This is a genomic window from Brasilonema angustatum (assembly GCF_059505445.1).
In genome coordinates, this window is sequence record NZ_JCACKO010000078.1 from 1 (window position 1) to 23,103 (window position 23,103).

Sequence of the window (23,103 nt, forward strand, 5' to 3'; positions counted from 1 at the left end):
ATTAGCAAATTATCTTCTGGATTTTTTGTCTCAGGGGGAATCTCTGCATCTCGCGCATCCCGTATTTCGTAGCCATATTGCTGAACAAGTGCGATCGCTGCATTTAGGTCTTTATCCCAAAGCTCAGCTGCTTTTCTGCTGAGCTTTGAAGCAGAGTCTGCCAAACTGTGAGCGTCAGCCAAAGAATATCGGGTCTTTTCTAGTGGGAGAGCGAGAATTTCAAGGCTTTTTGCAAAAAGTTTGTTTGCGCAATCCCACTCTAATCTTCTGATTTCTTCACGTCGCTCAGCCCATTCAGCCACTTGCTGTTGCGTCTGTTTTTTTTTCGATTCGTCCAAAGCTTGCTGCAAAACAACCTGATTTCGCGCTTTTGCTTGTTCCACTGCCAGGATGAAATTTTCATCTCTTTTGCACCTTTGTAACCAGGATTTTGAGCGCTTCACTTGATTACAAACTTCCACCTCGCTAGCGCCGCCGGCAAGCAATTCTATTGCATTCAACTGTAAAGAATTAAAACTTTTAGTCATAAATGTTAAAAATAATGCTTTAATACGTCAATTTTAGCGCTGATAACGTCAAAATCGCCCGGAAACAGGATAAAAGAAGTAGTTTTAAGTATAAATACTTGAATTCCTACGTATCATGATGTATTATATATGTATACAAAGAAAGCACACGCTTCAATGTGCTTTCAAACTACATAAAGGAATTCGTAAAATGGAATCAATGCTATTTGCAATTATACTATTTTGCATCATTTTAATATCTCTGTGTTGGTTGGCTACCCCAATTAAGGAAGAGATTATTGAAGGTGCGCCAACAACAACAGAAGCGCCTACAGAAGCGCAAGCAACAGAAGAATTGATCACAAAGGAATTAGTAGTAGTAACTGAAGTTGAGCAGTCAACACATTCAACGGAAGTACTACAAGAAGAAGAAAATATAGCTCTTGCGGTAGTAGAGGAATCAGTAACAGAACCCGGAACTCTTGCTGATGAATCTACACTTGACGAGAGTATTGAAGAAGTTCAAAATTTAGCAAAAAATGAGCATCAAAAGATTGATATCTTAGCTTTAAAAGTTTATAAAATAAACAAGAAAAGCTGTGTAAAGGTGACAGATTTACCCGAATGGTTTCAGGTGCCAGATGATATCAAGCTATACAAATCCAAAGAAAAAATGTTCATTAAGTTGCAAGATTTAGAACGACTTCAATAGAAAAAGCCAGCCCCTAAACGCGCGTAGGGCTGGCTTTTTCTTTTAGAATTTTTATAACAGTTTTCAATACTATAATTCTATCACAGCCAGTTAAACTTATCTCCAGAACAAGCAAGCCACTTTCATCTTAAAAGATGAAAGTGGCTTTTTTATTGCCTATTTAGGCAATTTTAATGTTCATGATTGCAGCGAACTCTCGTGCTTCTTCCAAGCAAAAGTTAAGCAATGCTGCTGCTTCCTGGTCTTGCACGTCGGAGATTTTCTCAACATATGCTGACTTTATGGTTTCCCAATCACACCCAACCTCAACAGAGAGAATATCCCACCATCGCACCGGATTTATATCAAAGTATCTTCTCCCAAATTCTCGACGTAGCATGTCAAGCAACCAAGGCTTAGGAGCACCTAGACGACTCTGTTTTAAATATTTTTTGAAAACCTCAATATCAGCTTTGCGCTGCTGTTCATGGGCGTGCTTTCCCCTTCTAAAAATAGCATCTTCATACCAATGTTCGGGGGGCATAAAGTTGAATTTACGATGAAACAAGAAGCTGACTCTTCCAATGTCTCTTTCTTTTTTGTAAGCACGTTGCAATTGAGATCTAAGGTAGGTGCATTGTTCTTTCTGCTCTTCTGATAGTAATTCTCCGAAGGCAACATCGGCGTAAGAGGGGGGATCTAAGCTTTCTTCCTCACCCGAAAACTCATATCCACATTCTGGGCAAATTTTAGCGAACACAGGAACGCTCGCATGACATTGGGGACATTCCTTGGTTGGAGTAAAAGACGGTTTATTCTTGGGGCACAAGCTTATAGGATGACTTTTAGTAATTAACCCCTGGCGCTTGAAATTTTCGCAAAAGTCCAACAGCATAGCGTCACTTTTTCCTTCATGTAGTCGCAGGGCACGTCCGCACATCTGGGTCAAAAGAGGGAGGGACCCAACTGGACGGGCAAGTATCACAGCATCACAGGAGGTTTCATCAAATCCTTCTGTCAAGCAACCAACGCTCGACATCAGTTGTGTTTTTCCGAGCTTGAATCGCTCATAAATTGGATCTCTAGAATCCTCTGGAATCTCACCTACTACTGTTTCTGCGACGATTCCGGCATCGTTAAACTGCTTCGACAAGTCATAAGCTTGCAAAACAGAAGCGCAAAAGGCGATTGGTTTTCGATCTGGACAGTGTTCTAAAAAACGGTTGACTATTTCGGCGTTCAACTTGGCATCACACACTTTTTGCATGGATTTTTCGGTAAAATCGCCGTTAGATCCAAAATCCAACTGTGAAAAATCAGCCAGCCCATTCCAGCCAAAGTGACGTGCCGTCACCAAATGACCCATTCTGATCAATTCTTCTGTTCCAGGCGCTTGGACAACTGCCTGGAAGAATTGGCAAAACCCTTCCTTACTTTTAGATCGCCAGGGCGAACCGCTCAACCCGACAAAGTAACAAGGGGAAAGCGGAAGGATGCCACCGCTATAGGTGTCAAACACTTTTTGAACTATCTTGTAGTAAGCGGTGGTATGACACTCGTCTAGAACTACGAACTTAATGTCTTCTGGTAAATCCCGATTTTGCAGAGTTTGGATCATCGCAATTTGCACTGGTGCATCTGGGGTCTTGGGATAGTCAGCCCAAATGATACCAGCATCTATGCCATACGCGCTTTTTAAAGTGTTAACGGTTTGAAAAGCTAGTTTTGTACGATGAACCAGGAACAAAACACATCGTCCTTTGTTAACAGCATCTGCAATCATTTGCGATGCCATTACGGTCTTACCTGCACCTGTCGGGGCATAAACCAGGATGGATTTTAGTCCCATCTTGAGGAAGCGATACGTATCTGCAATAATTTTTTTTTGATATTTTCTGAGTTTCATAATTTTTAGATAAAAACGACAATGTGGCGACCACCCCTTAGTGACATAAGGGATAAAAATTATCTCTTTTGACTCAAGTTGCGATCGCCGGAATCGAAATTTCTAGCAGTTCTTTGTGCCATTCTTCGGGCAAGAAGATAAGCATGTTACCTAATAACTTTGCTCTGTGGTGCGGGTTCAGTGCTGCCAAAATACAAGAAAATGATTTCCAGCCAAGAGTTGAGGCGATCGCAACCACTTCTTTTACCAGTTCGGTTGGGTCTAGGGTATTTTCTTCCAGTAGTAGGGGTAAGTACGTCTTTGCTGCGAACTGTTCGTCTTCGGTTAATGGCTCAGCCAAAGTGTTAACAGTCCTATATAGAGAACTTAATAGGGAAATTAACACTTTTCGGAAGCTGGCAAACCCACCAGCGACTTCATTGGCAATCTGAGATATCCTGCTCCTGTTGCAACCAACTATTTTGGCGATCGCACCAGTGGTAATTTTTTGCTTTGTTTCTTCTAAGGTTTTGAAGGCTTGCAGGATTGACCAGTTCATCCGCTCACCGGTGCTACCAGCTTCTGGAGTAATTTTAAATGCTGGAATTATTTCAAATTCGGCATCAGGGAATCTTTCCTTTAGATAAGATAGATCCGCATCGCTGGCAATGTACCAGTATAATCGCTCATCCAATCTTCTTGTGCTTCTGAGACGCCATCCTCCTTGCTGCATCTCATTTTCTACAAACTCCTGAACGAAAGCATCAAAAGCAGGATTACCTTTTGCAGGATTGCAATCGCCTGTCATCGTCGTGTACAGCATTTGGAGGTGACCGATGTTCTGAAACGGCGTCCCTATCGTCAGTAAAGCTGTTTTCTCCTTGTATCTGTTACTGCCACGGTTGTCGTGATGCCAGTAACCAGCTTCTGATTCTTCCCCTGGATCTAATGCTTTCTTATGGTCGATAATCCCTACGTTGTTGCAACCGTATTTTTCTTTGATAGCTGCACCCACAGCTGCAACTCGCTGCTTTGCGGTTTCACTGCGATCGCTCCCTAATAACCCCATCCCTGTGATTTGGATGATTTTAAGGTTCTTATAAGATTTTGTTTTTTGTCGGATAACAACAATCTCACTTGGATCACACTCAAGCTTCTTAGCCAGAGATTCTCTGGTTTCCGTTCCATCAAGAACTAGGGTAAAATCTGCTTGCTTTAGTTGGTCACGATGACGGTTGTTTTTTGTGTAGATGGTTAGGTTTCCGTATGCGATGCGGAAGGACCCGTCCTGTTGGTCTAACAAAATGTCTAAAACTGGGACAATGCAATTACTTGGTAGGTTCGCGATCGCATCTCGGTTATTTTTATCTGCTTCCTTTTGCATCGCCTTACGAGCGAATTTTAAAGCAGCAGCACTCCCTTTTCGGTCTTGGGGCGACATTCTATCTAAGGTTACGCTATCAGCTTCTTTTAACAAGTTCTCCAAATTTGGGGAGAACTTACGAACAATTTCTAAAGCCTCCTTAGCATGATCGTTGAGTAGATCACCGAGTTTTTCTCTAATCATCGCCTCCGTCCAGCCGAAACGGCTTTCTGATGTAATATTTTCTTCTCCGCTTAAGACTTGGCGTAGAGTAAAGATGATTGGTTCTAAAGTTGCCAGCGCTTCTGGCAATCCTGTAATCCACTGCTGTGTTTCTGTAATTTGATTTTCAATCTCAGCCTGTTGATCCAATAGGTCAGCAATTTGTCCCTTTAAAATAAGAACTTCTACTTCTAAATCTCGGATTATTTTGAGATTTGGGTCAATAGTGTTGAAGCCAGGAATGGACAAACTTCCCTGGATGTGAGTTGCGGTAATTTGGGATTCTAGTTCAAAAACTGCTGTCTGCCTTTGGTCAATCTCGTTCCCAATCTGGTCTTTCTCAGTATTTAATTCTGCGGTAAGGGACCAGCTTTTATGGATTTGGCTTTGTAAGTACATCCAAGCCGTGTCAAAATCTTTTAAGTCTGCTTCTGTCTGATCATGTATTTTGAATTGTGTCATCTCGTCCACGACGATTGCCACGCGGTGCAGCTCTATTTTCCCCTGCAACAATAATGCAAGCTCCTCTTTTACAACCTGCATTTTGGCAACGTCAGGCAGAGAATCTAGTGATCCTCGAATTTTCTTACCAGACAATGCATTTCTACGGTCTTGGAGGAATGTACTACCTGCAACTTTAGGCAAATTTCCAATACCAGCGCAAGAAAGGTAGTTTGAGCAAGCAGAGCGGCAGATGGGATTGTGACTACCTGACAACGAGGTTTCTCCGTGGTAACCTTTCCCAGCGTAATTGGTGAATTTACCAGCGTGGAAACAATTTCCCCCTATATTTGGAGTTTCTCCCCTGCGTGGATGACGAATATAATCATTGCCCAGCGGCGTTTTTTTGTCACTCTCCGCTACCATGCCATCATTCCGTACTGGCAGATCGATATAGTTTACTTCAATTCCCGCGACAGTGGGGTTCCGGTGGCTGGGACTAGTATAGAATACGGTATCCACACTCAATCCTTTTGGGGTCAATTCGCCAGCTTTTTGAGACTTTCCGGTGCCTCCTTCGCTATTGTCGAGTACAATCAGGGTTTTCCCAGTTTCTTTGGCTTGTTGAGCCAATTTTTCTATAGTTTGTTGATGCTGCCCTTCTTCAAACTCAATAATTCCAGAATCTACCTGTTTTTTTTGTTTAACCTCTGGTGCTTCGCCGAAACCGTTAAATCGGCGAGTGCGGTTTAAAAATTTCCTCAGTCGCCCTAAACGATTAATAAAGGAAGATTTCAGCGATTCTTCTTGTTGTTGTTCTGCGTGGATCTGGCAATGTTCCTCGAACTGCTCCTGGTCCTTTGCTCTCTGACTAAAGTCTTCTTTTGGCTCCCAAGTATATTGTTTTTGTTCTGGAAACCTGAAGCCATATTGTTTCGCAATGTGAAACAATGTACCGAGTGAAGTCCCGCCACGCTTAAAACTTCGGATTTTTCGAGCAATATTCCAAGTAGTATTTTTTATACTTGGTGACCATTCTTCCGCTAAAGCTTCTGCTTCTGCTGGTCCACAGTAGTCCGCCAGTGCCATCAGGACTTGACGGCATTCATCATAATTGTTTGATCCGGGATTGCGCGGTGGAATATAAGAGAGCGCTTTTTGAATCAGCTGATACGTATCCCATCCCTGATTCTCAGTTCTGGTACGAAATTCTGCCTTGCGTGCCTCAAGGGCTTTTGTCCTTGCTTCATGCTCAATCCGTTCTTGTAAGGCTATTCCCCGCGCTTGCTGCACCCATTCCACGGGCAACGTCACACCAGGTTGCACTAACGGAAATTCTGCCTTACTATTTCCATAAAATACACGACTTGCGTCTTTGCACGCCGGATCATGTGGTAAATGCTGCATTAAAAAGCGTGTACATGCTTCTACCGCATCCGCACCTTCTAAGTACTCTGGAAGCACAAACACAAGCCGGAATTTATGCCATTCTGGTCTGTGACTGGCGGTAGTGTAGATCAGCGCACAGTATTTTTTAATGAAGGGATGAGCAAATGCTGCCTCTAGGGTTAATTCGCCAGTGTAAGTCGTCTTTATTTTTCCATTTTCATCTTTGACTGGATTCCCCGATTCGTCCCGCAAAGGAGCGCTGTTATCAATATCCAGCAAAATTAAATTTGAACCAATAACATTGGTTTTGCTGCGAGATTTACCGCCTAGAAGGCCCCCAAGCAGGGCATAACCGCTGCTTATGTCGTGTTGGATATCTTCTACGGTGCCTTCTTTATCGATGAAGTTTTTGGTTAAAAGCTTAAAATCCCATCCCTTATCTTTTCCGCAAGTGTTTACGGCGTAACGGATTTGGCGTTTTGTATTATCCCGTGATACAATTTGTGTATCAGAATTTTTTTTATCAAGCATGAATGCCTCCAAGGTTGAGTAGGGTTAACTTGGAGGCATTATTTTTTGCTGATTCCGTCGCTGGATGACCTTTGAAAAATCTAAAAAAGCTGCTATCGTGAAAGAACAAATTGAAAGTAAAAAGCTTTTTAAGTGACCGAAAGGCACTTGATTCAGCGAGCGGAGGTGTTGATCAGCAAATCAGCCTCCCTTTTTAATTTATAGCCTTTATAAGTACAACATTTATCACTTTCTAGAAATTATTTTTTGAAAAAAGAAAGGATTTTTCGCAAATTGGGTGTTTCCACTTAGATGACATTATTTCCGAGAATAGGTTTTCGGATTAGCAAAAGTAATGTCAACTACCCTCGTCAACAATTTCGAGCTGTGCGAACTCTTCTGGAGTCATCGGTGAATACTCTTTTTTTAGCAACTGCTGCCACATCTCTTTAAAAGAAATACCTCTCTTATCAGCGAGGTATTGCACCATTGCATTGCGCCTCACCTCTCTTTCTTGAAGCTTCGAGCTGAGCAACGATGCTGCCTCTGCTGACTTGGGACGGTTTTTCAAAACAGATTCTATTTCTAGGCAATCATCGTAATATTCACCTAAATAATTTATGTATTGCCGGTCAGTTGCTTTTGGCATGTTTTCTACAAAATATTCTTACTCTTTCTATGATGCACTACGTGAGTCTGATATGGGTCTACTTTGAGTATAAGTTGTGATGATTGAAGCTCTACAACCCCATAACATCATCAAATGACTCAAATATGCCCCAAATTAGACTCAAGTGATATATTAGATTCATGAGCAAAAAACAAGCCAAACGCAGTCAGGAGAAGGAATCCAGTGCTGTGATGGTGAATTTTGCGCTTGTCTACAGAACCTTGAAAAACCAATGCATAGTTTCTTGGTAGAGCTAGTAAAAACCAGGCAGCGATCGCAACGCTGAAAGATGGTACGCCGCACCTGAAGCCCATCACTGCGAAACCAACCTTAAACGGTTGGCAACAGCCATAAAACAGTGGCTGCTACCAACCAAAGAACCATATGGACAAATACAACATTCTGATTGATGGAACGTTAGCAGGATTAACTGCGATCGCCAATGTAGATGATGGAGATTATGAAAGTCTCATTTACCCAGTGCGCGAACTAGCTGAAGTTTTAGCCAATGCAGCTAAAGCAGAAGCCCTAGCGCATTTGGAAGAGTGTGACGTGCTGATTGATGCGATCGCCTACGCCATCACCGAATTACTCGACTGCATTGACTCTGAAGGTACATACGAGCGTTGCAATATAGTGGCAAGTTTGGCTAAGGCACTTGCGCAGGTTGCCAAGGGGAACACAAACCAGAAAAAAGCCCAAATCCTATTAATGCCAGCAGTCGGAGATTAACAGTTATGTTCACCAAAAATCAGCTAGCTTTTATGGTTCGCGTGCAAGCCGGAGACGATTGGCACTGCTCATACTTTATAGAAGCGCTCAAAGAGTACCACGCTAATCCAGTAGACAACTGGTTGGGAATTGTCACGATTCCGCAAGATGAGTTTGATGAGCTGCTAAACATTCTGGCTAAAGCGGATCAAGAGGATATCTTTAATTTGCAGATGGGGCTTAACTGTTTCAACCTGCTTTCCTATCAAATGTTTGAGCAAACCTCGCCAAACCCCGACAAATATCAACCGCTACAAAATTAGTACTGAAAACACTACGCACCCGAAAGGACAGAAGCGATGTTCATAACAGATGAAAGCGTCATAACTCTGAAAGAAGTTTCACAACTAATCCCAAATCTCAACTACCTTGAAACTGCATCTCTGCTTCACTCAATAGCCGATGCGATCCGTCAGGGACAGACTCTTGGAGACACCTTGGAAGAGCTAGGAGTAGACATAAAGGGCATTACAGAAGATGGATTTGGTTTACTTCCGGGCTTCAGGGATGTATCTGATGAGATGGAATTGATAAGCCTTGCAAGCTTTTGCACTGCACACTTGATGCAAGCATATCGTTGTATCTAAAAAATATTTATCGCAAGTGTCACATAGTTGCAGTGCCTTTTCTCCCCGTACAAAACAACATATGTTACGCATTTTTAACCGTATTTATCGTGTCAGAGCGGCTAATCTACGGTAAGCAAACGGTCATAACTGACGTGACAGCATTTATGACAGCCGTGACAGGCTCTAGCAATGAATCACAGCGTTTTCATCAATCTACGGTAAGCAAAAGGTCATAAATGACGTGACAGCACGTGACAGGGGTGTCACCTTACGGGTATAAGGCTTTTGGGATTTTGTCACGTTTTTTGTGATAAGAACTCAAAAACAGTCCAAACCATAAAAAAGTATTTCTTCTATATTTTTCGTGACAGGTACATACATAATGCCTGAAAGTCCCTCCTATCTAAGGTGACAGTCCCGTGACATGAAGCGTGACACTTTTAATAGTTTTTCACCTGGAATGCCTAAAAGTCGCTCCCTTCTAAGGTGACAGTGCCGTGACACGAAGCGTGACAGCCTGCGACACCCTTTTGGATCAGAAGAAAGTACTAAGAAGTAAAAAATACAACGCTATACGGAACACTCCTGAGTGTGACAGTTGCGTCGAAAATAAGCCACTAGTTTCTGAAATGAGGTTCGGTATGGCTAAAAGAAAAACAACGACCGATTTAGAACCAAATAACGCCCGATTAGGTGATGAAATGATTGCTACTACGACCGAAAACAACGATAAGACAGCGCACTCAGCCGATTCTGCCAATATTCTGGATGAAGAAAAGGCTAAAGCAGAGGCTGGACCAGACACTGCACCAGAGAGGGAACCCAAGCCCAAAAAGCAACGCATAACCGTTCCCAAGAAGGAGATAACCGTCATTCTTGATGGTGGTCGGAGCCGCATTAAGGTACTACTCATCGTCGATGGTGTGGTGACAACAAACCTTGTGATTGACAGTGTTGTCTGTCAAACCGATGCACCTCCTTTTGGCGAGTTGGGAGCTTTTACCATGAGTCGCGGCAAGGATGAAGAGAAGAAAGACGTTGTTGAGCATTGGGTGGTAGGGTCCAGTGCCAAGCTTCAGGGCAAACCATTCACCGCCATGTCCGACGGAGAGAATCATAAAGTTGATTACTTCCCGATTTTGGCACTTGGCGCGATCGCATCCCTCCCAAACCTCTACGATCTATCCACTGGCTTTAACGAAAAATCTCGTTCACTGTCAATTAAACTGATAACCTTAAGCCTCGCTAATCCACTGGATCTAAAAGCAGGGATAGGAGGTTGTAAGTGGATGAAAGTGGATGGTGTGAAGTACTCCCTGACTTTCTCGAAGACTGCCTTAAACTACCCAGAAGGTTACGGTGCATCGCTTTTCGGTCAAGATAAAGGGTCAACGCTTTACACCCTTGATGTGGGTTTTGGTACAGCCTGTGTGAGCCAATACAACAACCAGGGTAAACTGCCTAAGCGAGTAAGTCACAAACCTAATGGTGGTGGTGGAATCAGCACATTGATTAGAGAGTTTGCTGAAAGTGTCGCTAACGGTGATAGTTCCAGGTTAATCAAGCCATCGCAGTTAAGAGAGATTCTTGAATCATCAACATTTGAGAATGGAACAGTTAATGCGATCGCACCCGATGGAAGAGAGATAGGTGCTGCCCTTGAAGTTGCTATCAAGAACTGGATACGAGATACACCTTTAACTTTTGCACTTGAAAGTCTCAGCACTGCCGGACGTAAGCATCCAATAGTACTTTGTGGCGGTGGCTTTGAAGTTCCTGCGGTTCAGGAATTCGTGAAAGAGGCGCTTATGCAGTCCAGTATTCCTCAAGAAAATTTGATTGTTCCCCCCAATCCTGGGTTGATTGCTTTAGCCGAAATGACCAAAATCTACACAAAAACCAGTGTCTGAACAAAAAAGAATTAACTACAACATCCCCGTTGATTTGGCTCCACAGATTCAACTGTTTGCGGATCAAGACGGACAAAATGTCCGCTATTGGTTGCGGAAGGTGCTAGAAAAAGCCGTCAACGAACGGCTTAGAGAGAATGCATAACTACAAAAGCCTGGAATAAAATCCAGGCGCTCAAAACAACTATCAGTGAAACAATGCTATCAATTTATCAATCTGAAAAAGTTGCGATCGCACTCAAACTCATCAAAGAAGTTGGAAGCGAGGTTGACGACACCGACCTTAACAAATCAATACTTCTAGGTGATGCAGCCGAAGCATGTGAAGAGGTGCTTAAAGAAGATTTACCGGAAGGGTACAGCTACACTCCTCTGCCAGAGAAGAAATTACAGCGTGTACCAACTACAGGCGATCGCATCTTGAAAGCACTTTCCATTACTTGTGGAACATCTATTATTTGTGCTGGTTTGACCGCGTGCTTGAGTCTTGGGCACTGGGGCGCTTCTGAATTTTTTAATACTAATTTGCGTGTCGAGTCAGATCTTCAATCACAAAGTCGTTCCTATTTGGGATTGACAGCAATCTTTGGATCTGTTGCGACTGGATCTATCGTGCTAGCTGCATGTGTGGGGAGAGTTAATGAGTAAACTTACATCGTTTCAACTCTTTAACCTGGTAAAAGCTGGTGTACCCAAGGCAAAACGAAACTCGGTATTCGCAACTTTAAAAACACTTGGGTTACTAACACTAACTCCACGCAATACTTACATCATTCCAGATGAACTCACTGTTACAAGAGCAGATATCCCAATAATCATAGGTAAGGTAATTGAATGTACGCGCTAAATCGTCTTTATCCTAACAGGAAATACCTGATTTATTCATATCCTGGCGAATGGCACTTTTCACGCACCGACGGTGACAACGCCTTTTTTTACAAGTTTTTATCGCGCAACAACAACCGTCGCGTTTCTATAAAGCTTCCGCTTTCCAAAGTTGAAGATTTTGTCTGGGAGCAAATAAGCTTGACTTCCAATCTTGAATCTCTCCGAGGAGAGTAAAACACAAAAGGGTTGCTCACTGGCAACCCTTCAAACACATTGAAGATTACAAACAACTTACCATGCACCCAATAACGTTTTTTGTTCAAGACGCCACAATCGATGCATTAGTCGAACGATTCGGTTGCTACCTAGAGCAGCTTGACCGTTCCCAAAAAATCCAAGTCCGAGTGCTTTTAACTAATTTTCTGATGGGGCAAGACCTAATGAGCGAAAACTACACTATAGGTGATGCTTGGCAGGACTCATCACTGCACCTCCTTACCTCAGATGACGCGGTAGTAGAGGTAGCTGACATCTTGGAACACTTAACCATTGCTCAAGCAGAGGGGCTATTATCAGCACTTCAAGAGCAATGCACCTTGGGGAATGCAAGGTTAAAAACTGCAGTTGAAAGTATGACCGATTCATTGGTGCAGCACGGCGTCCCTCATGAATTGGCAACAGTGGCAGTAGAAATTTTCAAAGAAGTAGATCCGGTACGCGATCGCACAACGGAAGAGCAAGCAATTATCAATCAATTACACCATTTTGTTGTAAAGTAAGCAGTTGCACCTTTTAAAAGAAATAACATGAGTCAGCATTTTTCCAATCTCAGCGAGCGTTTCGGTTCCGATCTCGAAAATCTAAATCGTGAACAAAAAATGCTTCTGATAATCACCCTAACAACGTACATGTGGAAACAGGAGCACGTAGGATTTAGTTCTTCTTTGGCGGAAGTGTGGGACGAACCTCTTGCTCACTCTAGAGAAATTCTCGAAATGTCTTGGACTTGGGATAAAGAAGAATTTGAGGAATGCTTAAAAATTCTGGAGGGAATTTCCATTGAAGATGCTGGATTGATAGTAAGAAGATTACTTGAACAATGCCTTGTCGGGAATGCGAAAAAATTGGAACACGAAGAATTTACTGATGCATTAATCGCAAAAGGATTTCCCGAAGAACTGGCGAAAAAAGCAGCATACGCAGATCGTATTGCGTGCTTACATCGGGGGCTAACTCCAGAAGAGCGTGAGCTTATAGGAAAAGCACGGGACTTGCTAAATGAATAATGACAACGATACTAGCAAGACAGCGATCGCCACCTTACTAATCGCATTCGGCTTATCAATTGGTCTTGCTGCCACAGCGAAGTTTTTTATTCAGACAAGACCGCAGATTCACTTCCAAATCCAACTCGACATTAAATAAGCAGTGCCCCCAAGGAGGGGCAATTAAGCATTATGACTAACATTGTACGAGCTGCAACATCAGTAATTCAAAAGTTTACTGGAAAAGGTAATAATAGCAGCGGAAGCAACGCAAATGGGTTAGACAATGGCATCCGCGCTTTTGGACTAGGTGGTGATCAGATTGGTATTCTTCAAGCTTATTATCCCGCTATCGATTGGGGTAATTTAGCCAGCCTTACACCTGATGACCTAGCGTTGATGAGGGATAAAGTCAATCAATTCCAGTGGTTTGTTGACAACATCAAAGAGATTGAAGAACTTCTTAAAACGTACATTGACAACCAGGTGACGTTTAACGAGTTCAAGGGTCGTCTAGTAAAAGACGGGTTCAAGGGTGTCGAAAAGATAGAAAAGTCGGTGCTGGACATCTTTCTAGCTCACCAAGGGTATACCAGAAACCGTCAAAAATTGGCGAAACAGTCTGATACTGCGATCGCCTTAATGGATGCGGAATTGCAACATGCATTTGATATCGAAGAAGCTGATTTAAATACCAGTTTGCAACTTGCGGCAATCAGAAAAGCTAAGCAGATGGAGCAGTTAGCCGCGAAACCCGCACAACAAGAAGCCAATGAATTGTTTAACGCAGATCAACGCCAAATCAAGCAGGCAATAAAAGACAAGATAAAGTATGGTACTGCTGGCAATCCAAGAAATACTATTGACGTTACATCTACAACCGTCACCACCAACGCTAACAAAAAGCGTGGTGGTCTTGGTGGAATCTTTGATTTTTTTAGCGGCAAGTAATTACTAGTTCACAGCCCCAGTCAATCTGGGGTTTATTTTTTTAGGGGAATCCAAAATGTTTTTACCGCCATCTCAAGAGCGATCGCCTGAACCTGCACCAATCAAAACTTCTGAGAAAACAAAGTTAACCCGTAATTTGAGGAACTGGTCCGTGTACGTCGCCTGTTTCAGTGGAGGGACCATTCTTGCTTTCATTCCTCGCATCATTCCAGGAGCTTGGGTTTTTTACGGCATAGCAAAAATATCAATTATCGGATATCTGATAGCGGTCAAACCGCAAGATGCCACATTAGAAAGTTTGAGTCTAAGAAGACTAGCAGGACTTGCTGTGATGCTTTCTACTATTGCTGGTCATTGGGATGGGGTGCTGCTTTTCCTGACTCGCCCAACATGGACAGGTAATACAGTGCTTCCACTTTGGATTGTTGCGATCGCAGCAATTCTCGGTGTTATTGTTCTAATTTTTATTCTTTTGGTACTCTGGAGGATGGCTGATGATAAATCACAGAACCCTTTCCGGTAATGCTCTACCAATTGGAATTACAAGCTTTGTCCTAGCAGCGGGAGCAGCTGCTTTTTCAGCAATCGGTTACTTTGATGGACGGGTCAAGTACTGTGACCACAGAGTAGAACCGTGTAAGACATTTGTAACACTTACTGATTATGCTCCATCACCTGACCAAAGGTTGAATCAATTTTTCATCCCTGGCAACGGTAAAGGTAAGTTAGTAGCATCAGTACTAGGTTTGCTGGCTTCCACTATTGCGATCGCCTCTTGCAACGCTGCCCTAAGAAAGCGAGAAGAAATCGACTCAGACGATCAGCTACAAGAAACAGAAGAACGGAATAAAGCTGCCATTCAATCCGACTTAAGAACACAGATTGCTGCCATAGAAGCAGATGCCCAAATTAAGCTGCATACCAAGCTGACTTATGATGCTACAGCTGAGATGTATGTGGATGCTTCACCGGAACTTGTGGAAGACATTGTTCAACAGAGAGCAGAGGCGAGAAAGCAAGCAGAGATTGAGGCAGAGGAAGAAGAACGTTCGGTAGAACAAGAAGTTAAAAAACTGGAAGCACAACAGCCAGAGGTGAAAATTCCACCTACACCCGAAAATAGTGAACATTATATAGATGTTGGTTCTAAGGTTTTGGATAAGCTCGGAACGCTAACCCAATCATCCATCCTCATATCTAGTCCAGGTGCAGGAAAAACGACGACCATCGGCACTGCTTGGGGAAGGATGAAAAAGCGCCTAGGTGAGAACTTCCACGCCACAGTTATTATTTACAAGGCAAAGGATAAAACTGCTTTTGAGGGTATAGCAGATGAAGTTCTCTGTTTTCCGGAACAACCAGAGACGGCAGTTCTTGCAATATTGCAGTTCGTAGAAGACATGAAACTTGGCAGTAGTACCAAAACCAGAAGGTTATTTATTGATGACTTCTTGACCATCTGGGGTGAGATCCAGGCACTGTATAAGAACAAGTTCCTCACCAGCAACAATGAGTTTACCTACAAAAAGACAGACGGCAAAGCGTCGGTGATTGATTGGCTCATCAGCCAACTGAATGCGGTGTTCTTGGTTGGTCGCGAGTCAAATAATGCATTGTGGATCAGTTCACACTCACCCAATGTTGAGGATTTACCTTTCGTAGCTTCCAAAGGTGCGCGGATATCAGGCAACTTACTCTTTCTCGCACGTCAAGACCCCCAAACCGGAAACGGTAATTATGAAGTCATCAGTCAGAACATTAACAACCACCAACTGATATCAGAGTCCAAGCAACGCGAAACCTTAAAAGCCCTTTTCCCTGGTCTAACAGAACTCAGTCAACAATCAGGAGAACCAATTATCCTTACCTCTCATGGAAGTAATGGTGCATGGGAAATGGGGATAATTAGCGATCGCATTAGGGAGGAATACGAGCAGTATAGACAACACTGGTCTACCCCAGTAGACAACAAGGTAGACTCAGCACAACCAAAGTCTACTTCAGTAGACAACAAGGTAAACCCACATCATCCGCCAACAACACAGCCGTTACCTAAAGGTGAGTTAATGAAATCAAAGCTGAGGGAGTTGGTAGGACAAGGTGCAGCACTAGCTGAAATCATGAAAGAACTGTGGAATGTCACAGAAGAAGACGACCAGCGTTACAAGTTGGGCTTAGAGTTTGTCCAGAAGATGGCGTCAGAATTGGGGTTAGAGCTACCAAAAGGGAAACTTTCTGATATTGCGATCGCACTCATTGAGCGCCTCAAGGAAAAATTTCCTAACAGTACCAACTTCAATATCCGTGACGTAAATCGTGCTTTCTCCTCATGGAATGGGAAGAAAATAAGTGCCGATGATCTTAGGGCACTTTTGCAGGAAATTATTGAAGTCACTGGTACAGGTGGGGTTGATGGTAACACCTTCACCCATCCTTTGGATTGATTGCAGCGTAAGTAATTATACTAGATCAAAAGCAAAGACCCTGTAACATATTAATATCATGAGGTCTTTGTTTTTTAGAGGCGAAATTGAAAATTGTTGCTTATAATGAAAATCATTTTTTTTTAAACAATGTCAGAATCAGAATCTTTTTTGCCAGCTGATCTGCTGGCAAGTTTCGCAATTGGTACTGCTAGCGGTATTGCAAAAACTCTAGGGAAAATTGGTACAGAATATTTTTTTAATGAAAATAAAGTTTCAACCGCTTCTGAGAAATGGGAATATCTTCAAATAACCATAACAAAAGAATATCTAAGTCATGAATCTAATAAGAACAAATATTTTTATGAGAACGAAATAACCATAAAGGTTGTATCCGCTCAGAAAAAAGAGAACTTCTACTCTAGTTATGACAAGACTGGTTATTCTTTTTTTGAGCAATATGACTTTAAAAATTTTATTGTTAATCTTTTTAATAAATACGGCATAGATGGATGGGAAATAGTAAGTAGTAATGAAAATAAAACAAATAGCAAGTTTTTTGAAAACGAAGAATTAGCTTATGAGATAATTACTACTCATACATTAAAAAGAAAACAATTGATAAATATAAATCCAGAAAATATAGACAAAGAGAAATTAGAAAATTTGAGTAAAATATATAATTTGCCAACAACAATTGAAAAATTCTCCTCAATTGGAGTTGAGGAATTACAACTGTCAGAGCGGACATATAAATGTTTAAAACGAGCAGAAGTCGTAACTATTTTAGATTTGCTTGATTACACCGAAGAAGATTTATCAGAAATAAGAGGTATGGGAATAAAATCAGTGGAAGAAATAGTTGAAGCTTTAAAAATAAGAGGATTGATTTTAAGAAACGACGAAGAAAATTAAAATAAACCGCTGTAAGTATTTTTACTTAAATTATGCTTGTAGCAAAAAACCGCAATACAGTATAATGTTGCGGTTTTTCTGTTTAGTACACAGATTGTATTATTGCAATTCTTCGATAAGTTTATTCAACGCTTCTCTAGCTACTTGGAGTTTTGTAGATTGGCTACCCACTTTGTACTTAGTTTTCAAATCACCGAGAATGCGATCGCGTACAGCAAGTAAGCTTTGCTCATCGCGCCTCTCAATCAATGAATCACTCTCTTGCCTAGGAGGTCCATCCCCTAGGCTACTGGCTTTCCCCGCTTTAATTCCTCTATCTCTACTTTTAGTGGTGCGATCGCCTGTTGAACCAGCGTGTCTAGTTCTGGCACTAGCTCATCTCTAGCTGCTGCTAGAATCGCCTCTAGTGGCAGTCTAGTACTTTGACTACTACTTTCCTCTAATTCCCATCCTAAAGCCGCTTTTAGGGCATCTACAACAAAACTGTTGATACTAGTCTTCTGTCTAGCGGCTTCTGTTTTTACTGCTTCGTATAACTCCTTATGCCCGTCAAACCGAAGATTAAGTTGTATTCGTTCCGTACTTTTTGTCTCACTCATTTTTCTAATATCTAGCAATAACTAGGCACATGCTAGCAAGAAAGTCGCTTCTTTTACTAGACATTAACTAGTCTTATCTAGCCAATAGAGAATCAACGAAAATACTAATAGACAAAGCACTAGTCAAATCTAGGCAATGGTTTTTATTTTGGCTAGTATGTGTCTAGCAAGAAAAAACCGCACTTAAGTTAGAGCGCGGTCAGAAAATCAAGAACTTATACTTACAAGGATTACCATGTTTTCTACTCAAATCAGTTCAATCGAAGCCCAAGTCAAAGAATTGTTGCAACGGGCAGATGAGTACCGAGCAGTGGAGAAGCAGACAGAAGCTGTTAGGGATGCGATCGCACAACTTCAAAAATCTGCCGCAACGCTTAACGCAGAAGATGAGGTGATGTCTCACCTGTTTCCAGAGTTCCAACCCGCAACAAAGGACGACCATCAAGAAGAGATCCACAATCTAAAGCGTCAATTAGCCCTGGCTAACAACAAAGCAGATGAAGCCGAGAATCTGGCAGCGCGATACAGCAAGGATTTTGAGGCATTGCACGAAGAAAGATGTCACTACATAGAAAATGCACAGCAGTGGGAAAAAGCGGCAGAACAGTACCAACTTCCAAATGATTTGGAAAGTTTTTTGGTAGCTGGCGAAAGCATGTTTGACATTGGTATAGGCAGCGAGTTGCAAGATATTGCCGCAAACTTGGGCAATACACCGGAATGGTGTCTTCAAAGCCGGTTGGTGCATACTTTTAGCTTTGCTCACCAAATCGTAAGGGAAAACCTTGACCAGTATCTACCAAGTGAAATGGCTGATTTTTGGCGTGAGTTGCAGATGCAAACCCAGAATACTGCTATTACTGTTGATATTACGAGTGAAACTGCTGATAACGGACAGTTAGATATATTCAATGCCATTGAATCAGCAAAACGCTATGAGACAGTGCAAGAAATTGAAGCAGCACTGGCAGATGAAGATGAACTAGATACCCACCTGATGGCGATCGCCTCCGTACTCGACTCTTGTCCACCAAATGAAATCCCTGGTAGAGTTTGGTTTTTCGTTCAGAATATCCCATCTGAATTTGACGACCGCATCCTGGGCTATCTTCCCAAGTCCATTAGATTTGAATGGGACAAGCAGCGTACATTTGTCGAGGAGGAGGCAAGAGCATCTATCTTTCCTGAGCCAGCCAAAACAACGCAAGAACCAACTGCCGAAGTTCTGAACACCGAAAAACCAGAAATAAAACCAGGTGATTTGGTACAAATTTATTCCGGTGACACATGCGAAGTTCTTCAAGTCAAAGACATTGGTGGTCGGATTTATGTTGAAGTGAAGTTGCCAGAAGGGCGCAAGGAAGCTTACCGGTCTACTGATCTGAAGTTAATCGACAAGGTAGAGCAAGAAGCAAGGGAATCCATATTGCCCCCAACGCAACCGCACTACTTTGAAATTAATGATTTAGTGGAAACTCCGACGGGCAAAGTAGGACATATCGCGCAGATCCGCTTTGATACCCGATTGGGGCGAATTGCAGATGTGGTTGAACCAGGGGGGACACAGCAGCATCCAACAACCGAGCTAAAGTACGTCGGAAAGTATCAGCCAGTCGAAACAGTCGGAGAAATAGCCGCACCCGTCGCAGCTGCAACAGCGAAAAAGACTCGCAAACCAAAAGCTAAGCCAGCTACCGCGTCAGAAATCTTGCAGTGTAAAACTTGGGAAGAGATTAGGGCGATCGCCGGCAATGACCCGAAGCTTATAAAAGAAGCCGCTACATCTGCACACACCAAAGCTGAAAAAGATCTGATTGAGAATTTACCTGAGTTGATCAAAGATTACATGTATGAAACTCGTGATTTCTCTGATTTGGATTGGTTGCCCAATTACATCAAACAGCGTGTACGTTGCTTATTAAGCAAACCTGGTACAGCTGCTTGAGCAAAAAATTTTGCTCAACTGGGCTGATATCGTTCCTACCCCTCCAATTGAATAATTAGAATGTAATATCTGATCCATCTTGAAATTCATCTGTTGCCCCCTGGCTCCAAGAATCACCAGAGCAGGTTAAACGAGAAAAATCAAAAGGTTTGTAATTACGAAAATCATAAACCAGAAGTGCATTGAAATCCTCTAATTGATATTTAAATTCGTTTTCCCACCACTCAGGCAGATCAACTGGTGCATCATACTCCAGGAATGAGGATAAATATGCCGGAAGCTGCTCATGAAGACCTCTGAAAGCGTTGCTTTTCTGCGATACGGGCATAACTTCAGGTTGAAAATAGTACTCTAAATAGCGCTGTAATCCGCCATATGCTGTAATCAAAGGGCAGCAAGCAAAGCATGAAAATGGGCTGGAAAGTTTGAGCAGCTTAGCAGATGTAACTTTTCGGCGGGGACCTGCAATAAAAAAATCATAAATTTGTTGTGCCCCTGCAATAAAAACTCCATCATTTTGAACAATCTGATGATTATTGCATCTTACATTGTCACTAACCGAACTGTAGAGCACATAAAGTGGAATAGCATTAACATCAGGTTTTTCAGAGTCTTCCAACAATTTCTCAATCTGTAGCCCATGATTATTAGTACGAGCTATCTCCTGGTAATTGTCCTTGGTTGAAGATACTTTCTTCGCCTGAACGCGAAAGCGCACATAGGTTTGAGGAAATAAAAACCACCACTCCCAATCTGCACCAGTTTCACGACCTTCTTGATGGCGAGTAAAGGCATGGTAGAAAACATTCGGCAATTGGTTAGATACATCAAATAGCAACCAATCAGTAATTGATTCTTCCTTTACCCCAGGCTGCTTAGTGAGCCAGGAACGAATGTATCCAGCCGAATTATAAAGTTTTTTCCGAACCTCTTTCAAGTTCATACGTAATCCCTCTTCTATCACTCAAAGCACTAGATAAGCTAATGAGCATTTAAGTTGCATAAAACCAGGACTGAAGCCCTTACTACAAGCGAATCAGTTTGGAAAAATGAATGACGATTAGCTTACCTGTGCAAAAGTTTTCTAATTTTATTCAAAAAATCGCCTCCAGAATGCCCAGGAAAAGGCTTGTTTTTTATGGGCAGGGTGATTCTACCTTAAAGGATTAGCTCATTAGAGGTCAGTTTCAGGAGCACTCACCAAAATAGCCTACAACCTTTACATAGTACGCCTGAACTACTTTATTCTCAAAAAAGGGGTGCGTTATCAAAAATATCCATTATCAATAACAATATACTGAATATGAAAACTACTAAGAGCATAGTTAAAGCTACTAAAACTTCTTTGGTCAACAACCAAGTCGTAGAGCATGAAGACATTGACGTATTGGCGATGCTGTTGGAGGACAAGAGATCGGCGGAAACCAAACGCGCCTACCAAGGTGATATCCGAATGTTTTTCGAGGTGATGTTTGGGACAGAACCTACGAGAGAAGCAATGAAGGAATTTTTGGGTCTAAGCCAGGGGCAGGCGATCGCACTGGTCATCCGGTACAAAGGTTTGTTAATTAAATCTGGGTTGAAAGAAGCGACCATTAACCGTAGATTAGCTGCCGTCAAATCGCTTGCCAAATATGCCCGTAAAGTCGGTCACTGCAACTACGCCTTAGAAGATGTTTCAGGAGAAAAAACGAAGTCTTACCGAGATACTTCTGGGATTTCTCAGGAGGAGTTCAAGAAGGTTCTTGCATCTGTAGATCGGAACACCCAAAGTGGTAAACGTGACTTCGCAATTCTCCTGCTGTTGTGGACTAATGCCCTGAGAAGAGGCGAAATTTCCAAACTATTGGTAGAAGACTTTGACTATGGCAGTCGGTCGCTTTGGATCTTGGGGAAAGGTAAAGGAACTAGCAAGGAGCGTGTAGAAATTCCGAAAGCGACTGCGGAGGCGATCGCGTGCTGGCTCGCAACCCGTAAACCTTCTACCCTTACTGGTAAGAACACACCTCTGTTTGTAGCTTTAGATTTTTACTATACAGGGCACGGTCTTACTGGCGATATGATTAGCAAGCTGGTACAGCGATATTGCAAGCTAGCCGGGATTACCAAGAAGATGTCAGCCCACCGGATAAGGCATTCGAGCATTACCTCGGCATTGGATGCTACCGACGGCAACATACGCAAAGTCCAAAAATTAAGTCGTCACTCGAAAGTCGAAACAGTCATGATATACGATGACAATCGGAATGAGGCTCAGGGTGAGATTAGCGATCTACTGGCAGATGGTATTTTTTAAGTTCCTCCGTCCCGATGATAGCAGTGCTCGGGGTGAAATAAGCAGTGGTGCAGAAAGTTACGTTAAGGAATTGATCACCAGAAAGAAAAACTGTACCAATTAAAGGTTATGAAATTTCAGAGTCTGAAACCCTTGCTGTACCGTACTCGTTTGATGTACCAAAAAGAGTATAGGTTAATTGGTACATCCAGATTTGCAAAAAATATCAATTTGCATAATGCTTATCCAGTAAGGGTTACAGCCTTAGCGTAACTTTCTGTACGATTGCTCATTTACCCCCTGCTCTTTACGTAGCTGTAGTGTAATTTTTTTAGTAAATTTGAAAACATCCTGGAAAGAAAATACACCATAAAAGAAGGTAACAAATTATTCAGGAGGTTGACTCGAATGCGTTCGTCAATAGTTTTTGCGATCCGTAAATTAGCAGTTTTAGTTTTGATTCTAGTCATTGGAATGACAAGTTTTGCTAGTCCTGCCTCTGCTTCTGAAGGAGAACCCTTTAAAATAGAATTAGCCAAAGAAGCAGCAAAAGCAATCGTTATATTCTTAGCACCTCCAGCAGTGTGTTTGACTGCTGACGCTATAGCAACAACACTTTTCCCACCTGCTGCTGCTCTAGCACCATATTGTGCTACTTTAGCTGTTCCAACAGGTTCTACTGGTGCTGCTATTTCTGGTGCTGCTGGAAGTATAAAAATTGTTCACCAAGCTATGGCTCATTAAAAAATTCTGAGGCTAATCCAGACCTGATTCATCGTCAACATCCACTAAGGTGGTTTGAGCACGTACTGCTGAACAAGCGCGATCGTAAAGGAAGATCTGTTACAGATCAGTGGCGGCAATATTTTTGGGGAGGAGCGGGGAATGAACCTCCACCGCTGCCCCAAAAATACGGTTAAATTAGCAAATTATCTTCTGGATTTTTTGTCTCAGGGGGAATCTCTGCATCTCGCG

26 protein-coding genes are annotated in these 23,103 nt (G+C 42.4%); 18 read left to right on the forward strand and 8 right to left on the reverse strand.

Translation table 11 applies throughout. The features are described 5' to 3' along the window. On the reverse strand, positions 1 to 527 hold a 527-nt coding region (locus tag AC5JM2_RS14825; protein ID WP_495835639.1), incomplete at its 3' end, for a hypothetical protein. A 190-nt stretch (positions 528 to 717) separates the two neighbouring features. Here AC5JM2_RS14825 and AC5JM2_RS14830 point away from each other — a divergent pair. Continuing rightward, a complete protein-coding gene (locus AC5JM2_RS14830) occupies positions 718 to 1,218 on the forward strand; it encodes a hypothetical protein (protein WP_495835640.1) in 501 nt (166 codons plus the stop codon). Positions 1,219 to 1,378: 160 nt separating this feature from the next. Here the strand turns inward: AC5JM2_RS14830 and AC5JM2_RS14835 are convergent, their stop codons facing one another. The 4 genes from AC5JM2_RS14835 to AC5JM2_RS14850 form a co-directional block, all read right to left on the reverse strand. Beyond that, positions 1,379 to 3,103, reverse strand: a complete 1,725-nt coding sequence (locus tag AC5JM2_RS14835; RefSeq protein ID WP_495835641.1) for a DEAD/DEAH box helicase — start codon at positions 3,101 to 3,103, stop codon at positions 1,379 to 1,381. A gap of 73 nt (positions 3,104 to 3,176) precedes the next feature. Then, positions 3,177 to 7,028 (reverse strand): PriCT-2 domain-containing protein, encoded by a 3,852-nt coding sequence (locus tag AC5JM2_RS14840; RefSeq protein ID WP_495835642.1) that lies wholly within the window; start codon positions 7,026 to 7,028, stop codon positions 3,177 to 3,179. A 337-nt stretch (positions 7,029 to 7,365) separates the two neighbouring features. After that, positions 7,366 to 7,656: a hypothetical protein gene (locus AC5JM2_RS14845; RefSeq protein WP_495835643.1), complete on the reverse strand. Its 291-nt coding sequence runs from the start codon at positions 7,654 to 7,656 to the stop codon at positions 7,366 to 7,368. A 119-nt stretch (positions 7,657 to 7,775) separates the two neighbouring features. Next, on the reverse strand, positions 7,776 to 7,994 hold the full coding sequence (locus AC5JM2_RS14850; protein ID WP_495835644.1) for a hypothetical protein: 219 nt from the start codon (positions 7,992 to 7,994) through the stop codon (positions 7,776 to 7,778). A gap of 67 nt (positions 7,995 to 8,061) precedes the next feature. Between AC5JM2_RS14850 and AC5JM2_RS14855 the strand changes: the two genes are divergently transcribed. The 14 genes from AC5JM2_RS14855 to AC5JM2_RS14920 all read left to right on the forward strand — a co-directional run bounded on the left by AC5JM2_RS14855 (position 8,062) and on the right by AC5JM2_RS14920 (position 17,309). After that, positions 8,062 to 8,409, forward strand: coding sequence for a hypothetical protein (locus AC5JM2_RS14855; RefSeq protein ID WP_495835645.1), 348 nt, complete (start codon positions 8,062 to 8,064; stop codon positions 8,407 to 8,409). 5 nt (positions 8,410 to 8,414) lie between these two features. Then, positions 8,415 to 8,711 carry a hypothetical protein gene (locus tag AC5JM2_RS14860; RefSeq protein WP_495835646.1) on the forward strand — a complete coding sequence of 99 codons (297 nt, stop codon included), beginning with the start codon at positions 8,415 to 8,417 and terminating at the stop codon, positions 8,709 to 8,711. A 36-nt stretch (positions 8,712 to 8,747) separates the two neighbouring features. Beyond that, positions 8,748 to 9,035: a hypothetical protein gene (locus AC5JM2_RS14865; protein WP_495835647.1), complete on the forward strand. Its 288-nt coding sequence runs from the start codon at positions 8,748 to 8,750 to the stop codon at positions 9,033 to 9,035. A 623-nt stretch (positions 9,036 to 9,658) separates the two neighbouring features. Beyond that, the gene (locus AC5JM2_RS14870; protein WP_495835648.1) at positions 9,659 to 10,927 is read left to right on the forward strand and encodes a hypothetical protein; all 1,269 of its coding nucleotides are present in this window, start codon (positions 9,659 to 9,661) and stop codon (positions 10,925 to 10,927) included. Next, the gene (locus AC5JM2_RS14875) at positions 10,920 to 11,072 is read left to right on the forward strand and encodes a hypothetical protein (protein ID WP_495835649.1); all 153 of its coding nucleotides are present in this window, start codon (positions 10,920 to 10,922) and stop codon (positions 11,070 to 11,072) included. Before AC5JM2_RS14870 ends, AC5JM2_RS14875 begins: the two co-directional genes overlap by 8 nt. Positions 11,073 to 11,125: 53 nt before the next feature. Then, a complete protein-coding gene (locus AC5JM2_RS14880; RefSeq protein ID WP_495835650.1) occupies positions 11,126 to 11,575 on the forward strand; it encodes a hypothetical protein in 450 nt (149 codons plus the stop codon). Beyond that, positions 11,568 to 11,774 carry a hypothetical protein gene (locus AC5JM2_RS14885; RefSeq protein ID WP_495835651.1) on the forward strand — a complete coding sequence of 69 codons (207 nt, stop codon included), beginning with the start codon at positions 11,568 to 11,570 and terminating at the stop codon, positions 11,772 to 11,774. The genes AC5JM2_RS14880 and AC5JM2_RS14885 overlap by 8 nt, the downstream gene beginning before the upstream one ends. 277 nt (positions 11,775 to 12,051) lie before the next feature. Next, on the forward strand, positions 12,052 to 12,534 hold the full coding sequence (locus tag AC5JM2_RS14890) for a hypothetical protein (protein WP_495835652.1): 483 nt from the start codon (positions 12,052 to 12,054) through the stop codon (positions 12,532 to 12,534). A 27-nt stretch (positions 12,535 to 12,561) separates the two neighbouring features. Continuing rightward, on the forward strand, positions 12,562 to 13,041 hold the full coding sequence (locus tag AC5JM2_RS14895; RefSeq protein WP_495835653.1) for a hypothetical protein: 480 nt from the start codon (positions 12,562 to 12,564) through the stop codon (positions 13,039 to 13,041). After that, positions 13,034 to 13,180 (forward strand): hypothetical protein, encoded by a 147-nt coding sequence (locus AC5JM2_RS14900; protein ID WP_495835654.1) that lies wholly within the window; start codon positions 13,034 to 13,036, stop codon positions 13,178 to 13,180. Before AC5JM2_RS14895 ends, AC5JM2_RS14900 begins: the two co-directional genes overlap by 8 nt. Before the next feature lie 32 nt (positions 13,181 to 13,212). Next, positions 13,213 to 13,971, forward strand: coding sequence for a hypothetical protein (locus AC5JM2_RS14905; RefSeq protein WP_495835655.1), 759 nt, complete (start codon positions 13,213 to 13,215; stop codon positions 13,969 to 13,971). A gap of 55 nt (positions 13,972 to 14,026) precedes the next feature. Further along, positions 14,027 to 14,494, forward strand: a complete 468-nt coding sequence (locus tag AC5JM2_RS14910) for a hypothetical protein (protein ID WP_495835656.1) — start codon at positions 14,027 to 14,029, stop codon at positions 14,492 to 14,494. Further along, the gene (locus AC5JM2_RS14915; protein ID WP_495835657.1) at positions 14,466 to 16,415 is read left to right on the forward strand and encodes a hypothetical protein; all 1,950 of its coding nucleotides are present in this window, start codon (positions 14,466 to 14,468) and stop codon (positions 16,413 to 16,415) included. The genes AC5JM2_RS14910 and AC5JM2_RS14915 overlap by 29 nt, the downstream gene beginning before the upstream one ends. A 129-nt stretch (positions 16,416 to 16,544) precedes the next feature. Then, positions 16,545 to 17,309, forward strand: a complete 765-nt coding sequence (locus AC5JM2_RS14920; protein ID WP_495835658.1) for a DNA-directed RNA polymerase subunit alpha C-terminal domain-containing protein — start codon at positions 16,545 to 16,547, stop codon at positions 17,307 to 17,309. A 99-nt stretch (positions 17,310 to 17,408) separates the two neighbouring features. Here AC5JM2_RS14920 and AC5JM2_RS14925 read toward each other — a convergent pair whose 3' ends face one another. Together AC5JM2_RS14925 and AC5JM2_RS14930 are read right to left on the reverse strand one after the other, a co-directional pair. Next, positions 17,409 to 17,558 (reverse strand): hypothetical protein, encoded by a 150-nt coding sequence (locus AC5JM2_RS14925; protein ID WP_495835659.1) that lies wholly within the window; start codon positions 17,556 to 17,558, stop codon positions 17,409 to 17,411. Positions 17,559 to 17,590: 32 nt separating this feature from the next. Continuing rightward, on the reverse strand, positions 17,591 to 17,908 hold the full coding sequence (locus AC5JM2_RS14930) for a hypothetical protein (RefSeq protein WP_495835660.1): 318 nt from the start codon (positions 17,906 to 17,908) through the stop codon (positions 17,591 to 17,593). Positions 17,909 to 18,143: 235 nt separating this feature from the next. On the opposite strand from AC5JM2_RS14930, the gene AC5JM2_RS14935 reads away from it, so the two are divergent. Continuing rightward, a complete protein-coding gene (locus tag AC5JM2_RS14935; RefSeq protein WP_495835661.1) occupies positions 18,144 to 19,853 on the forward strand; it encodes a hypothetical protein in 1,710 nt (569 codons plus the stop codon). Between the two features lie 55 nt (positions 19,854 to 19,908). On the opposite strand, the gene AC5JM2_RS14940 is transcribed toward AC5JM2_RS14935, so the two are convergent. After that, on the reverse strand, positions 19,909 to 20,796 hold the full coding sequence (locus AC5JM2_RS14940) for a DUF6615 family protein (protein WP_495835662.1): 888 nt from the start codon (positions 20,794 to 20,796) through the stop codon (positions 19,909 to 19,911). 360 nt (positions 20,797 to 21,156) lie between these two features. Here AC5JM2_RS14940 and AC5JM2_RS14945 point away from each other — a divergent pair, with 360 nt between their 5' ends. Both AC5JM2_RS14945 and AC5JM2_RS14950 read left to right on the forward strand, forming a co-directional pair. After that, positions 21,157 to 22,149, forward strand: a complete 993-nt coding sequence (locus tag AC5JM2_RS14945; RefSeq protein WP_495835663.1) for a tyrosine-type recombinase/integrase — start codon at positions 21,157 to 21,159, stop codon at positions 22,147 to 22,149. A gap of 387 nt (positions 22,150 to 22,536) precedes the next feature. Further along, on the forward strand, positions 22,537 to 22,872 hold the full coding sequence (locus AC5JM2_RS14950; RefSeq protein WP_495835664.1) for a hypothetical protein: 336 nt from the start codon (positions 22,537 to 22,539) through the stop codon (positions 22,870 to 22,872). Positions 22,873 to 23,103 lie beyond the last annotated feature (231 nt).